Origin of the sequence: Hyphomicrobium sp. 2TAF46 (assembly GCF_052114865.1) — a bacterium.
Classification (GTDB): domain Bacteria; phylum Pseudomonadota; class Alphaproteobacteria; order Rhizobiales; family Hyphomicrobiaceae; genus Hyphomicrobium_B.
In genome coordinates this window covers 138,580-153,414 of record NZ_JBFRFO010000003.1, presented here as the reverse complement: position 1 = coordinate 153,414, position 14,835 = coordinate 138,580, and the positions used below count along the sequence as shown (strand labels likewise).

At 54.3% G+C, this 14,835-nt stretch carries 13 protein-coding genes; 10 read left to right on the top strand and 3 right to left on the bottom strand.

Annotation, left to right across the window (positions count from 1 at the left end; all coding sequences use genetic code 11):
- The first annotated feature begins 62 nt into the window (after positions 1-62).
- From AB4Z24_RS07425 to AB4Z24_RS07415, 3 genes are all read left to right on the top strand, one after another.
- The gene (locus AB4Z24_RS07425) at positions 63-548 is read left to right on the top strand and encodes a hypothetical protein (RefSeq protein ID WP_441707071.1); all 486 of its coding nucleotides are present in this window, start codon (positions 63-65) and stop codon (positions 546-548) included.
- Positions 549-811: 263 nt separating this feature from the next.
- A complete protein-coding gene (locus tag AB4Z24_RS07420; protein ID WP_441707069.1) occupies positions 812-1,804 on the top strand; it encodes a hypothetical protein in 993 nt (330 codons plus the stop codon).
- Entirely contained in the window at positions 1,797-2,447 is a 651-nt protein-coding gene (locus tag AB4Z24_RS07415; RefSeq protein WP_441707067.1) for a HEAT repeat domain-containing protein, read from the top strand. Before AB4Z24_RS07420 ends, AB4Z24_RS07415 begins: the two co-directional genes overlap by 8 nt.
- 87 nt (positions 2,448-2,534) lie before the next feature.
- Here AB4Z24_RS07415 and AB4Z24_RS07410 read toward each other — a convergent pair whose 3' ends face one another.
- The gene (locus AB4Z24_RS07410; protein ID WP_441707066.1) at positions 2,535-2,945 is read right to left on the bottom strand and encodes a hypothetical protein; all 411 of its coding nucleotides are present in this window, start codon (positions 2,943-2,945) and stop codon (positions 2,535-2,537) included.
- 234 nt (positions 2,946-3,179) lie between these two features.
- On the opposite strand from AB4Z24_RS07410, the gene AB4Z24_RS07405 reads away from it, so the two are divergent.
- The 3 genes from AB4Z24_RS07405 (at position 3,180) to AB4Z24_RS07395 (ending at position 4,979) form a co-directional block, all read left to right on the top strand.
- Positions 3,180-3,335 (top strand): hypothetical protein, encoded by a 156-nt coding sequence (locus AB4Z24_RS07405; protein WP_441707064.1) that lies wholly within the window; start codon positions 3,180-3,182, stop codon positions 3,333-3,335.
- A gap of 159 nt (positions 3,336-3,494) precedes the next feature.
- Positions 3,495-4,022, top strand: a complete 528-nt coding sequence (locus AB4Z24_RS07400; protein ID WP_441707062.1) for a hypothetical protein — start codon at positions 3,495-3,497, stop codon at positions 4,020-4,022.
- A gap of 264 nt (positions 4,023-4,286) precedes the next feature.
- A complete protein-coding gene (locus tag AB4Z24_RS07395; RefSeq protein WP_441707061.1) occupies positions 4,287-4,979 on the top strand; it encodes a hypothetical protein in 693 nt (230 codons plus the stop codon).
- 265 nt (positions 4,980-5,244) lie between these two features.
- On the opposite strand, the gene AB4Z24_RS07390 is transcribed toward AB4Z24_RS07395, so the two are convergent.
- Positions 5,245-8,202, bottom strand: coding sequence for a DUF3857 domain-containing protein (locus AB4Z24_RS07390; RefSeq protein ID WP_441707059.1), 2,958 nt, complete (start codon positions 8,200-8,202; stop codon positions 5,245-5,247).
- A 249-nt stretch (positions 8,203-8,451) separates the two neighbouring features.
- On the opposite strand from AB4Z24_RS07390, the gene AB4Z24_RS07385 reads away from it, so the two are divergent.
- The 4 genes from AB4Z24_RS07385 (at position 8,452) to AB4Z24_RS07370 (ending at position 12,529) form a co-directional block, all read left to right on the top strand.
- Positions 8,452-8,835: a hypothetical protein gene (locus tag AB4Z24_RS07385; protein ID WP_441707057.1), complete on the top strand. Its 384-nt coding sequence runs from the start codon at positions 8,452-8,454 to the stop codon at positions 8,833-8,835.
- 47 nt (positions 8,836-8,882) lie between these two features.
- The gene (locus AB4Z24_RS07380) at positions 8,883-9,164 is read left to right on the top strand and encodes a tetratricopeptide repeat protein (protein ID WP_441707055.1); all 282 of its coding nucleotides are present in this window, start codon (positions 8,883-8,885) and stop codon (positions 9,162-9,164) included.
- Positions 9,165-9,268: 104 nt separating this feature from the next.
- Positions 9,269-9,733, top strand: coding sequence for a hypothetical protein (locus AB4Z24_RS07375; protein ID WP_441707053.1), 465 nt, complete (start codon positions 9,269-9,271; stop codon positions 9,731-9,733).
- A 243-nt stretch (positions 9,734-9,976) separates the two neighbouring features.
- Positions 9,977-12,529, top strand: a complete 2,553-nt coding sequence (locus AB4Z24_RS07370) for a site-2 protease family protein (RefSeq protein WP_441707051.1) — start codon at positions 9,977-9,979, stop codon at positions 12,527-12,529.
- A 305-nt stretch (positions 12,530-12,834) separates the two neighbouring features.
- Here AB4Z24_RS07370 and AB4Z24_RS07365 read toward each other — a convergent pair whose 3' ends face one another.
- On the bottom strand, positions 12,835-14,643 hold the full coding sequence (locus AB4Z24_RS07365; RefSeq protein ID WP_441707049.1) for a hypothetical protein: 1,809 nt from the start codon (positions 14,641-14,643) through the stop codon (positions 12,835-12,837).
- Between the last annotated feature and the right edge of the window lie 192 nt (positions 14,644-14,835).

Genomic DNA, 14,835 nt, shown 5'->3' with positions numbered 1-14,835 from the left:
TTAAAATCCCGAGAGGCCTAGTTCACCACTTGACCGGCTACGGCAATGCCCGCCAGTGTCCAGTGAGCGGGGCAGCACTTGAGCTTGGCAGAACATACGTCGAGCGCAACTACGGCGAGGCCGAAGCAGCTGCGGAAGAGGCCGAGAAAGCAGAGAAGGCACGATTAACTGCCACTCGCCGAAGCACAGAGACCTTATACAAGGTTCATCCCTTCGAGCCGTCGGAGCTGATCGATGAAGGTTATCATGCGTGGTTTGGCAAATGCCGAGCAATCGATCTGCTTTCCTGGGCCGAAGCGCGCGTGCTCGCGCTGGGTTTCAATCGTCACCAGGAAGAAAACGTTCTGACTCTGACACTGGTGCGGGATGAGCACATTGTTTTCGCGGACATTCGGAGCGCCAAGAAAATCAGGTTCAACATCTTCAAGAACCCTCCGAACAAATCGAAGAGATTGAAGAAGAGCCACTTCGACTTTCCCGACAATTTCGCTCACGACTTGAAGGCCAAATTCGAAGAGCGGCTCGCCACCGCACTGCTCTTATTCTAGGCCGTGTACTCGCAAAGCCGGCGGTGTGGCGTAGAGGAACGATGTCAACTGTTCCCTAAAAAGCGACGCGGTTTCCCCACGGCAGCGAGATGGCGCGTCGCTGCCTCTGCCCCCTCTTTCGGGAATCCGTTAAATTGAATATCTGGCGGGCCTCGCGCCCCTTCTCCGCAGCACCTAGAGCAATTTCAATTCATCATTGATCTGGCGGTCGACAAAATTCTAATTGGATGTCCCGACCGCAAGCGACATTGACTGGGGCCGCTATGACGAGATTTGATGGATCGAAAACGTCCGGCAGCGCGGCACTCAAATTCTTGAGCCAATTTGATGCGTTGTTCGAACGTACTGACGAATTTACATCAATTCTCAAATCGAAGGGATTTGCTGCTTACGAACCGCTACTAGCTTGGGACGAAAGCTACGCCCAGAATACGGAAGAGCTTGCAGTTGAGCGCCATGTTCGCCGCGAACAATCGAAGGAAAATTTCAGACGTCTCCCCGTCGGCATGTTGGATGGTATGGTACGCAGAGGCGACGGTAATTCTCCGTTCTTGGAGGAGCTTCGGCAGAAGCGTGACGCCCAAAATGGGTGCTCCGAAAGAGAGTTGGATGAACATTTTCCTTCGCGCGAGGCTTGGGTACGCGGGGCTTTGAGCGAAGTTGATAGACGTCGGCGGATCGAGATGCATGAGGTCTACGAAACCAAACGGTTTCGTGCGCTCGATGAAGCGGCGAAGATACTAAAGCTTGAGGCAGTTCAGCACGCAACCGATCTATCCAGAAGAATTGGCACTACCGTTCGCGATCGCTGCGAGATATTTCGAGACGTTGCCGAACGGCAGCTTCAGCACCATGGTTTCAAGGCGTGGATGGGTAAAGGGGATCGGGTGTATCCGATCGTTAGCAAGCGGCTCAACAGCAATTGGGAACTCCGTTGGGCGCCGGAAAAGGATCTTTCCAGGTTGGGCTCTCTCGAAGGTATCAACGACACGTATGGTATCGCGAGCTATCTCTTCTTTGAAGAACTCTACGTCTGTCAGTCGAAGCTAAGTGCAACGTTCCAAGATTCAGGACGAACTGGGGAGTTATTTAGGCTTCAGTATCATGGGTTCGTGCCGTTTATCTGGCAGGGATATAATTGTTTCAGGACCAATGCTGAGTTTGAGACAGCTGTCAGAGCGAGGGCATCTCTCATCGGGCTGCTTCTTGACAATTCGTCCGAGGTGTTTGAGCGAACTTTTTTGCCCGATGAATAGTAAACCGAATGAGCCGGACGACGAAGTGAGATCGGCGCCTGTCATACGTGAACTCGCGTTGCAAGAAGGTGCGGTGGCACTGAACGCACTGGCCGCCGCAGCCGCGGTTGAAGATCAATTTTTGCGGCGAACCGCGATAGAGGCCATCGGACATCACCCCCAAGGGCGGGAGTTGCGTTCCATCATCTTGAGCGCCCTCCGTGATCCATCAGAATATGTTGTGCGCACAGCTTGTGAAGTCGTCGCACGATGGGAGTTGCAGGAGGCGCATGAACTTGTGGTAGCCCTACTGGCGAGCCCATCCAGGGCCACCCTACAAACAGCCATTCGCACTCTCGGTACCATCTGGGTGGATGTAGATTTTCCGATGATCTTTCGCATCTACACCAACGCTTCGGAAGTTGAGGCTCGGAGAGCAGCTGCTTGGGTCTTACGGCAACGAGTCACCTCTGCTCGCTGGCAAACGCTTTTCGACGCATTCTATGTGGATCAGCTCGCCCGACACCGACAATGGGCTTGCGAGCTGGCCGAGAAGTTTTCAGGTCCGGACATCCTACCAGTGTTGTCACTCCTGTCCTYGGACGTCGACGGTCACGTTCGAAAGGCGGCAACGCGCGCGATCCAAAAACTTTCAAGCAGCTGATTGCGGCTTTGGTAATTTTTAGGCTGAAGCAAAGGGGCGGACGCACGCGGTGTCGACTTGTTCTGAGTTCGTTACTTCAATTCAAGTTTATTCGTCAGTAGTAGTGGTCAGAGCCGTGATTGTGATCCTGTCGCAAAATGCTACTAAGTCCGCGCCATAGGATGGATCGATCAGGATAACCACCGCCTCGCCTGCTTCGACCTTCAATGCTTTTGTTTGGAGGCTCTTTGCGTGAGCGGCGTGGTAATTTTCTGCGGCAGAGGGATGTGGAGGCGGAAATAGGCGTTCGAGAATTTCGGAATGCGGTACCGAGCCTTGGATAACTCTAAGGCGATTGATGATGTTTCCCTCCCGGAAGTCATCCATTTGGAGTGCCTGCACCGATGACAGGACTAACTCGTACATTTGTCCATCTACGCGCTTCAAGGTTAGTGTCACTTGCCCTTCGGCAAGTTGGACACCCGTAAGATTACCGTCGTGAAAGCTGGGAATGTTCAAGCTCATTGCCGATATGTGATGCCATTTGTGATAGTATCAGACCAAAATGCGATATCCAGATTGCGAAAGCCAGTGAGCCGAGCCGAGACACTTAAGCACTCAACGCCCGAGCTAGTCGCAGATCTGTGGCTTTATCCGACGTTCCAAGGAGGTCGGACAAAGCCAATCGGATTGGGTTGGGGATGTCCTTGCACGGCTCAACGGAGCACTGACGAGTGCTATGATGGTTGGCCATTGCTCGGTGACAAGGAGCTTCGCCCTGGCGAAACGCGCAATGCCATCGGCTTTGTTTTTGCCTCTGGCAAAGAAGCGGCGGACAAAATGCGTGCAGCCGGTAGGTTTTATCTGTGGGAAGATGGACTTATCGGAGAAGCTGTCGTTGTCGAATGACGCCAGCAGGGTGCTTCTCGCCTTTAATGCCTTTGGGCTTCGTGCTTTTCTCGATAGGTTCTAGAATTGTTTTGAGCCGTTCCAGAGCGTGCTTCCAGAGGTGTGAGCGTGATCTGACCGCTCTCATGGTCGGCGACGATCTTCTCCACGCGGTTTGTCATGATGTTTAGATCTACAGCGCCGTCTCCACTCGTCCACAAAGACTATCTTTCTAATATGGAGGCATACTCTTGTTGTGAGCGGTTTTGGCTCGTTCTCTTCGACGAGATCGTGACTGCAAGTGGTCAAGCACAGTCCTGGATGCCTTTCGGACGAGGCGGAATTTCCTTTGGTGACGGTACATATTTGGACCCTGTCCAATCTTATCGAGAATTGAAGGGCACGAGTCCCATTCTCCGTATGGTGGCTCCGCAGAGTTCCAAAGGCCTGATGATTAATCAAGCAGAAGCGAGTGAACTTCCGGAAGCTCCGGACTATCCGGAAAGGGGATGGATAGACGTAGGGTTGGACGAAGGCCTATGGCGAATCCAAGAAATCGAAAAAGACGTCGATATGATGCGCATCTGGATCTTGCTGACCGAAGATCGACTTCCGCCGCTTACACAGTTTATCCGAAAATGGATTGTTCCCGGCACAACAGTGGAGTCGATGCGCCTGTATCTGAAAGAACAAATGCCATCGACGTAGCGCCGCACTAGGCTGCTCGGCAAAGTACTTGGGAATGTGCCGATCAAGTGGCAGTGCGCAAGCGGACGATGCTAACCATCCAATGACGCTAGAAAGACAAAGCAAATGGCAGGAAAGCATCAAAAGGCGCCGGGTCGAGAGTATTTGCCCGGAGATATCTATTCGTTTCGAACCTCTCCGGCCACGGAGTTCAGCCCGCTACAAACAGGAAGATACGCCGCGCTTAAAGTTCTCGGGATCAAAAACGCGAGCCTCTACTACGTCGTGCTCGATGGCATCTTCGATCGCCCTCCCGATCTTAGCCAAGTGTCGCGCCTGGCCTGGCTGAAAACGTCGCGCTTCTCACATCGTTACGAGCCTGCGTGCGGGGGCGCAATGCTTGATTGGGAGCCAGGTCTGGCAGAGTTTAGCTATGTGGGCACAGTTGACCTGGCGAATGAGGACGCCGAACTCATGTCAGCGTGCCGGTCCTTTGGTCCTTTGAGATCGGCGAGCATCCATGCAGAAGGCGAGTGGCGCTGGCGGCACGACCGAGCCGCCTACCAAAAAGAGATTGAGCGCTATCGTGAAGCTCAAGCCGAGCGGCAAGCCGCCGATCTCGATCGATATGAGAAGCGTCTGAAAGGGCTCACGTGGGAAAAGCTCTTGCTGGAGAGCCCGCTTCCGAGATGGGATGAACATCCACCGTTCCCACCCCCCGACTTTACGGCAGCTGCGCGAGAGCGTCTTCAATTAGTAATGCGAGAACTTCAGGCTCTCGGACCCAAGCCTGAAAAGGCGAAGGTACGAGCTATTCTCAGGCGTGCGGTCGAGTGGTTCAACGCGAAGAACGCAGAGTTTGGTAGCGTGATTGAAACCGAAGAACGGGAAGATCTCTCCACAATTTTTGGAAAACTCGCTTTTGTCGCGCGCCACCCTGCGCTTGTCGAGGAGATCGGCGGGTGGCGAGAGCGGTGAGAGTCTGGTCTCATCGTGGTCGCCGCAAAACTCGAATTACGCTAATTTGCGGCGTCCCCGTTTTCCCAAGCCGTCACGCCGTCCGATTAGCGGAGGTTGCAAATCGCGGCCTGGATAAGCTTTAATTTCGCTATTGAAGCCGAGTAGTTCCGCAATTGATCACCTCGGCCCCGTCGACATGCGCGATCCAGAAGTCTCCGTGCTGCTGGATTCTGGTCCGCATCGTCCGAGATCACAAGCGTACGGTGCGCGTCCACCCGGCAGCTCATTGCAGTGGATTTCTATTCCATTCGGATTCTTTATCTGTCGTCTGCCTACCATTCTTCTTCTGTCGGCTTACTTGACTTTTCGGAAGAGAGATTGCCGGCTCCACTGCTTTGGAATCCGGCACACCCGACGGCAAAGTGCTCGTGGTCAAAGACTGTTCGCCGTTCATGGCATCAAGCTCAAATTCGGCGGCTGTGAACTCGATGTAGGTGAACATGTCTAGCTCGCGTGCTTTTAGAAATTCTTCACGAGCCTTTTTCTTGTCGCCGAGGTGCAAATAGTACTGGCCAAGGTAGAAGTGCGCTTCTGTGCCGGCGGACCGGCTTTCGTCTCCAGACTTTTGATCGAGCATCTTTACAAGATCGTCAGGACTTAGATAGCCACCCATGACCGCGAGTATCGGCAGTGGCCAACTTCCGCGTGGATCTGCACCCGCGCGGCTGAGGAGATCTTCGGGTAGAGGTTTATTAAGACGCATAAGGGTCATAGCTAGCCAGATGTCCGAGTAGTTTCTCGTGGACTGATCATCGCGTGCACTGGCCTTTTTGAAATCCTCGGCAGCCGCCGAGAGGTCGCCGCTATAGAATTCGCTCTCCCCCCTCTTTCGATAGTAAAAGGGATCTTTGCTATCGAGTGAGATTGCTTTCGAGTAGTCCGAGATGCTTTGACCGAATGCTGCCACATCAAAGTTCGCTTCGCCTCGGCACATCCATACGCGAGCGTTGTTTGGATCGAGTTTGATGGCCTTCTCTAAATCGCGAAACGCTTCAACCATCATGTTCAGATTGGCGTATTGCGCGCTGCGCTCACAGTACGCATTGGCAAGTTCGGTCGGCTTCAGCTTTTTGGAATTGATCATTCGAGAGTAGCTGGCAATCTCTTCCATGCGCTCGCGCTTCAAAATTTGTCCAAACTCAACCTTCGCCGCCGCCAACTTGTTTTCCGAGACGAACTTTTTGGGGATGAAGACCAGCGAGCCCGCTGGACTTTTCGTCGCTGCAATGTCCTGAGCATATTTTGCGAGGTCAATGGGATCGACGATGTCCACCAAAGTTTTCAACGAGACCTCAGTCGTGATTTTGTTTCCGCGATACGCGCTAGACGCCTCGTACGTGAAGAACCGGCTCTTGGTGGAATGGTTCAATTGATCGCGTGGGAGGTGAACATTAGGCGGCAATTCCGTAATAAGCGTGAATTGTCCCTCGAACGGAAAACGGGTCATTTTCAGGGGCGCCCTTCTGTTTGTTGTTGATGCTATCGCGACGGCGCCACCTAGATTAGTTGGATTGAAGACGTAGTACCAAGCTTGCTTGCTGTCTTTGAGAAGCTTTGGGACTTTGTATGTCGAGGTCAAAATCAGCACGTTATTCGCGACGTCATCGACGATCTTCTGCGCGCCCGTGGATAAGGCACCCGGAAAGAACCTCGCTGTGCTTTCAGTCAGACGTTCTTGGAATTGGTCAGCGGTGAGCTGCCTTAAAATCACTCGCAGCGTTTCAGCCTCGATGCCATTGAACGTATCGACTGTCTGAATGTCGACGTCGCCACCGAAGTCGGCGATCCGTGCGGTGACAACGGTGTCATTCCGCCTAAGATCTAAGGCATTCGGGCTTGTGATCGTGATGAGTTGCTGCGTGTCGGGGGCAATGACCAAGCCCTGGAAGCCCTCATAAGGTTGTCCCATTCGGTCGAGACGACCGTGTTGGCCCTGACGCGTCGGATCTAGGAAATAGTCTCTTTTGTCGAGATGAACTTTCACGATTGCATGGTCGAAATTCAAAGGACTAGGAAGGACCTTTTCAAGACCTTTGTGACGGCTCACGGAAAGCAGGACGGGACGAATGTCGATACCTAGTGGCCTCAAGAGAGCCACCATAAGGAGAGCTTTGTCTTTGCAGTCCCCGTAACGATGCTGCAGGACCAATTCTGGCGATGCTGGCCGATGTGAATTTTCACCGAGCGCGACTGAGAAGTAACGTATTTCGGATTGAACAAACTCCAATGCTTTGACAACACGCTCCTGATCAGTAGCTGCAGATTTGAGCATTCCAATCTCGCGGCCAAGATCTCCGTCATCGTGCTTAGCGACGTCGAACAGTCCCGAAGCCCAACGCGATACGTCATTCCAATCGGTAAATTCCGAAAACTGAATCCAACGAAAGGTTGTGTAGTCAGTGGGCGTAGATGGCTCTGCGTTTTTTGCCGGCATGCCTGCAGTCTCGAAGACCACCTTTCGTTGACCGCTGGTAGTAGCCTCCGATGGCACGACAGAAGTTTCACCCGGCGTGTCCCCGATCACGCGCCAGTTGATTTTGCGGTCGGCAGGATAGGTAAGCGATATTCGTCGCTTAGTGACAGGATAGGGCTGATCCAAATACGCATAATTGACGAATTTTCCTCCGAATACGGGGTTCTGACCACGGATCGAATAAGAATATTCAACCGTATCGCCCGCGCGTATGTCGTCGATCAACACAGATGCCGTAACGACGTCCCGGTAGGCATTGACCGCCAGCGTCGCATCGCTCTGAAGAAATCTAATGATTGCGGTCTGGGTGCGATCGAGTGTCTCTCCGCCGCGCAAAATGCGCACAGCATGCAGTTCCAGTCGTTGGTATTCAGGCACGAACTCAATTGGCAACTGGCTCATGCTCGACAGCATCGACGCATCGTTGATTGCCATTGCGAAATGAATGAACGTCGTAGGTTGATCGCCGATGTAAACTTGAGTGTCCCCCAGGCGCTCGACTAGTGGGCGTGACGTATCTTGCTCCGGCATAGAAATGTTTTCGACCCAGGAAGGCGGAGGCGTGCCACGAGAAAATGTGTCTGGAGCGACCTGGACCTCCTTAATCTGCGGCTGAGTGAGAGGCGCTGACGGCGTAAGCGTTTGCGAATGAGCACTGTTCGCTGCAAGCAGGCAAAATATGCCTGCAACGCCAAAAATCTTTAACATCAATTCAGACCCTCAATTTGACGCCTTATATCGGCGCCCCTTGTGAGCTTAGTTTCTATATCGAAGAAGAAACAAGCCAAGGATGTTGTGATCGGCAGCAATCCCCATTTAGTTCGTGATGCGTATGGTGCCGCGGCCACACTGGCTCTGATGTGATTCCCGCTCCCAACGATCGATAGGTGCGTCGCGAGGTCGTCAAAAATATGCAAAATGGCTTTGTCTTCAGCCAGCGGCGTGAAGGGACCATAGGTGGACAGGATCGAGCGATGGATCAAACGGAGTTTGGCTTCCGCCGTGGCCGCCGGGATCGGGGAATGGTCCGATTCTCCGGAATCAGCTCTCGGCAAACGGATCTATCAGGTCACGGATGGCCCGATGACGCTCGTGCTCTCGCAAATGGGCTTCACGTATGAGGGGCCACCGCAGCACTTCGAATGCAGGTATGACGAGGTGGACGCGATCAAACTCACACCTCTCCTAGATTTCATGCGCCTACGCGGTGACCTGAGCAAGATAGTGACAACAAGGATCATTCTGCGTGGCGTGCCGGAACGCCTTGATCTGCAATTGCCGCTCCGAGTGTACTCGCAGGTCGTGACTGTGCTTTCCCGGATTGTGAACGAGTTGGCGTGACGCAGACCACTCGTGGGACTAGCCGCCGAGTAATTTGAGCGAGGCGAATGATGGATGATTTGAGGGAGCTTGAGCGTGAAGCTCTGCAGCTGCAGAGGATTGGAGATTATAAGCTCGCGGCGAAGCGTTGGCAGCAAATTTTAGAAGTAAATGACAAGTGGGAGCACGGTTATGCGCACTATTGCCTCGCAAATTGTTGCGCGACGCTGGGAATGTTGGATGAGGCGGCAGCGCATTACCGGAGGGCAATCAGCGTGGGGCCAGGCGATCAGCTTTTCATAGACGGCTTGAACTCGCTACTAGACGGCAGAACGAGAGGTCTAATTTAGCAGTCGGTGCTCGTAGTCTTCAGCCTTGGGTTGGTGCGCGTCATGGGGCTATAGGAAGCTCTGGTTCGCAGGGCGTGCCGGGCAACGGGGAGCTTTTCCAGAAAATGAGAGCCAAAATCATTGGCGCCTTCCTTCTTGGCGTCGCTTTCGGCGTAGCAGCGCTTTTTCTCGCTCTCCGATTGATGGTCGCCATGGGCACTGACAATTTTCCGCGGCATTGGAGCAAGGAGGGCAAGTCCGACGAAGATTATAAATCTATGCTTCACGCGTGTACGCGCGCACTGTTGCTTGGTGAAGCATTCACGATTGCCAAAAATGGCCGGACGCAAGAAGAGGTTCGTTCCCTTTTGGGATCACCTGACATTGTGGTGTCTGGAGAAGACTACGAGCGGTTTCGACTACGACGGCGCGACGCGGCGTCTGCCTACATCTACAAGATCGGTCGCTGCGGAATAACGAAACCCTACTCATTTCGGGTGCTCACAATCTCATTTGATGAAGTTCCGCGTATCGTCTCGGTCGAGGAATGGGGACTCAACGACGGCGATCCCTGGGCGAGTGCTGATTAAGCGCAAGAATGCGCTCATGTCGCACTTTCCGACGATGTAGCGCCGATCATCATCGGTCGACGCAGGACAAGGTCAGAATGCGGGCGGAGCAATAAACCTCGCGACATTTGTTTTGTGATGGTGCGCTAGCACTATTGCAAGTTACCGAGTGAATGTGCCCACGCCGCCATAGCTAGCTTATTTGAAGATCATTAAGTTCCGCTTCCTGGGATCGGTCCATCGGGGATACCTTGCGGAATGTTGATGAGTACTATCTCGGATGTTGCTTTTTTCGCGGTGGCATTCGCCGTAAGCTTCATCGCCTTCCGAACGTTCGCGATGGTAGTGGCTATTCTTCGTGTTCCGTACTGGCCACTCAAGACGACTGGTGTTGCGCGGCCGCCCGCACTTGATGCTGATCAACAGCAAGCTGTAGATGAGCTTCGAAACCTTGGTTTTGAACCGGTATCCACGGATAGGGTCGAAGCGGGCCCGATTAGCTACGATGAAATTCTGTTCCAGCACAGTGACGGGTATGCCTATGCTTATCTTGCTTTCTTAGTGTCGCCGATAACTGGCTTCACAACAAGATTCATCAGTTTCAGGTCCGATGGCAAAACTCTTTTGACCGTCAATTACGCGCCAATGTATTTGTTGGGTGTGTTGCCCGAAATCGAGTCCGTCGATGCCCTCGCTCCGTCCTTGGCTGAGCATTGGAATGCTCACAAGGCGCGTCTCACTAATGCGTCTGTCGTCCAGATTGACGTCACGGAAGCAGACCGAAAGATCAAGGCACGGTCCGCAGACGATCTATCGCAACTGATAAAGAGTGGAGCGCTCGTGAATGGCCGCGATGGCGTATTTCATCCCACGCTCCGCTCGGCCATTCGCATCGTTTGGCGTCAATGGACCACGCAAACCAAGCGCAAGGCGCCTTATCGATCGGCTCTGTTAACGGGGCCAAATCAAAGCATTCTTTTCGCGCGGGCCTATGAAGAACTCGCAGTCGCGAATGAACGACGGCCACCGCGACCCAACGTGACCGCCGCCGTGCTGATCATTACGCTTGCCGTGTCGGTCGCTTTGTGGGGCAGCGCCTTAAGCTGGAACTATGCCGTCTTGCTGGCCCTGGTTCTGTTCGTACATGAAGCTGGACACGCGGTCGCGATGAAAGCTTTTGGCTACCGCGATATCAGCATGTTCTTCATTCCCTTGTTTGGCGCAGCCGTTACAGGTACGGCGAAGGAAATGCCTGCATGGAAGCAAGCGGTCGTGATCTTGGCCGGGCCACTGCCGGGTCTTTTGGCTGGCTTCGGCTTTTTGATCTATCGCGGTTTCCACCCGTTCGACACCGAGACGTTAAACATGAGCAGCATCGCATTTGTGGCGGTGCTTATCAATCTCGCTAACCTCCTTCCACTCACCCCGCTCGACGGTGGACGTCTCTTGGAGATCTCAGTTTTCAACCGGTGGCCGCGTGCGCGCCTCGTGTTCTCCGTTTTGAGCGTTGCTGCATTTTCGAGCCTCGCGATTTATCTGCGGGATCCCATTGTTGTGTCTGCAGCCGCCTTTTTCGCGTACACATTGCGCAGCCAATGGCATCTGACCGAGTTGCAACGCGCATGGAAAGAGGAGCTTAGCACACGCGAACAACTCATTCGTCTGTCTGAGATTGCAAGGAACAGGTTCGGCGCACGGACCTTTGCCCGTCAGTACGGTCTGATCAAAGGAGTGTTCGATCGTCGAAAGATGCTGCCAACTCGGATGAGGGAAAGCATTGCCGTACTTTCCCTCATGGTTTTGGTATGGGCGCCGGTGGCAGCGGTAGCCATTACATTTCTACCTCAGAAGCAGAAAGTGGTTACCGCTCCTGCAGATTCCCGATCGCCGTCTCAGAAAGCCTTTGACGAAGCGATCGACGCATATTTCGAGGAAGATCCTCGGCGCACAACGGTAGCCACAATCGAAAGTCTGAGCGCGCCGCTTGATGCGCAGGACAAGCGCCGAAACGATATTGTTGTCCTAAAGGCCGTGGAACTGCCGCATCCGCAGCGTTCAGCGAAGCTCGCGTCACTTTTGGAGGAACGGCACGACGGGGTTTGGTTTCCCTTACGGATGCTAGGAGGCGAATTTCTTCGGGCGACGCTTGAAGAAAATGCGGATAAGTCCGTGGACGTGCGCATCGCCTCGCTCAAGGACGGGATTGACCAGGTCATGCGCGTTTGCCCCGACGATCTCCGTGTCACGGCCGATTACTGGATTACATTGGCCGAGCTTTACGATAAGAGCGGAAAGCCCGAGCAGGCCTGGAGTACATTGGAAGCCCTCAAAGCAAGCATTCGCCTGACGAAGGTGCCACCGTACCTTTTTGCAAGTGTAGTTCGTGCGGAGGCGGCTTTTCAAATCGCACAGGGAGAACCGGCGAAGGCCGCCGCGCTTCTGGAAAGCGCGATGTCGAGCGAACTGAAAGAGAAACCGAACTTGCTTCTTCTCGATGACGCTTGGGCCTGCGTTTTCGCAGGCGACTTGAAGGAAGGTGGTCGGATCATGCGTCTTGCTGCCTATTCACCTCCTCGTGAGTTGAGCTTCCTCCAGAAAGCCCTTGGAAGGTCGTCAAAGGGATACCTCCTCCACCCTTTCGATTTAGCCTACGTGATGATCAAAGAAGGTCATTCGAGCGAGGCTGCCGCGCTCGTGAAGAGGGAAACTCCTCGTGCATGCCAAGGCAAGCCCTGGCATTCATCGACAGCTTGGAACGAGGCTCGCAACCGCGCAGTTGACGAAGCCTTCGACGCAATTTGCTTAGCTCCGAAGTAATTCCAAGGCTGTCCGCTTGGCGAGGCTCTCGACCAAGAAAACTGTTGGACGAAAGCGAGCGGCACGGAGTTGAGTTGTATCGACTCTCGGAGTTATGGATAGCCGTAGCGATCTCGTGATGCCCGCGCTCGACTGGAACGTCGTTTCTTATAGCCGGTTTCGATCTATGGCGGGCGTTTGAATGGCTGCTGGTAGGCTGGTAGCCGCCGGACTAAAAAGCCCTCTGCGGCTAAAAATGGGCATTCCTCCTCTGCGCCGCTGCCCGGTGCCTTCGGGACTCGTGTTCCCCACGCTATCTTCCGAAGTCAGTGGATGATCTCGCCATCCGCATCAGAATTAGAAATTTGGTGGCGCCAATTCTGCCAAATGCTTCTCGTGGCATTGCCCGGCTGTGGTGATGGCGCCATTGACGCGCGCTCGGCGGCACGGCCCCTTTCTGCTTCCGACGCTTCGCGCTTGGTGCGACCCAGCTCATTGATGCGTGAAAGAAGCGCCTCCATCTCGGCTTCGACCTGCCGATTAAGTTCCAGACCGTACGTCTCCAGGCGCGAGGAAGTCGTGAATGCTGCAATTTTAAAGACCGCGCTTTCAACCGACCCGGACAAAAACGCCTTTGATCCAGAAATGATTTCGCTAGGCAAACCCAGCGCGCGAACGCCGTCGTCCACATTTACATGTGACAAGTCAGGCAACCGCCGCTTCAATTCGTCGAGCCAGCTTTGACTAATCGCGACAAGGTCGGACTTCATGGCAACCGGACCAACGACAAAGGATTCCGGAGCGCCATGCAAGCGATGCAGCGTGATTGCAGGCAAATATTTTTTTGCCAGCGCGACAACCTTGTTGACAGGCATCGGATCGAAATAACCACTTTTGCCGTTCGACGAGGGCTTATCGGATTCCTGAACGCGGCGCAGCGCCTTGATCACGTCATCAACCGTCGCGCCATCGAAGCTACCCATAATTTCGATTGCGTCATTGCCTCCAACATCCGTGCGGTGGACAGTCATAACCCGCGCATACGGATCAAAGGTTTTCGAACCATCGTCGCACTCGATTACTCCGTAGGCTCGGCGCTCTGCCTTTGCGCTACGCGCCTCGCCAGCTCTTGCCGCACGATTATCTGCGATCTTCTGCCGAGCATTTGCATGCTGCTCGACGGCTGCGTTGAAGGCTGTAATTTTCTTCTGGCCGATTTCGATCTCCGTCTCGGCCTCGACCCGAGCCTTCAGCGTCGCATTGCGCGTTGCCAATTGATCTTTATGCCGCTCGATCGGAATTTCGCGAAGGCGGTTCATGAACGTCTTTGCGAGGTAAGGGATGGGCTTCTGGATATGGCCGATGTTCGCGCTGCTGAGACCGCGATGGTGTGCTACCTCTGCATCATCAAGCTTTTCGCGGAGAGTGCTGACGGCTTCGCGCAGCGCCTGCTGTCGGTCATCCGGGTCACTGGCCGGATCGGCTTTGACGAGCACGTTATCGAGGTGCCTCCGCGCCAAATCGAGGTCGAGCTGAGGCACCCACGTATCGGGGCGGTCGCCAGGTGCAAGCCATGCCGTGATCTCGGCGAACGCCTGCACCAAGTCATCGGTCACGAGATCACGCAGTCCCGAACAGGTTGCAGATACCCGACTTGCATATACTAGCGTTGTATAGCCCTCCTCGGGAGGGGGTATGGGGGAGGGCGCCACTTCTTCAGGGATTTCCATTGGCGCTTCTCTTGGCGCAAAAAAAGAAAACTCCCTCGCGCCAGCGAGTGAGGAGACCTCTTCTTCTTCGGAGAGATCAGTAGAGGAGTCGGGTGATCCCACAATCACACCTGTCACGGTCCTAGGATCACACCTGTCGACGACACCTGTGATCGTAGGATCAAGGCTGTCACCATCAGATGTGATCGCACGATCACGGCTGTCAGGCGCGCCGACAGTAGCGTGAGGGTCGGCATTCCGAACGTTCTTCCCTACCTCACGGCGCCGCCCACGCGGCAGGACGTCCGGCTCGCGCGGCGCCAACGCATCGAGCATGTCGAAGATGTTGACCCTCGGATCCGCGAGCGCACCTGGCATGGCGAGTGTATAACCATTGGTGAAACCACGCCGCTCGGCGGCTTTCAAAATAAGACCCGCTTTCTCGGCCTCACCGACGGTACGTGCGACGCTCTCGCGATCCGTATTGAGAAATGCCGCCATACGCCCGTGGCTGACCCAGGAGAAGCCGTCGGCGTCACTGTCGCTGTATACGGAGATCAGAATGAGGACCCCGGGAAGAAGCGACGTGCGCTTCTTTTCTCCACGGCGATAGGTGCA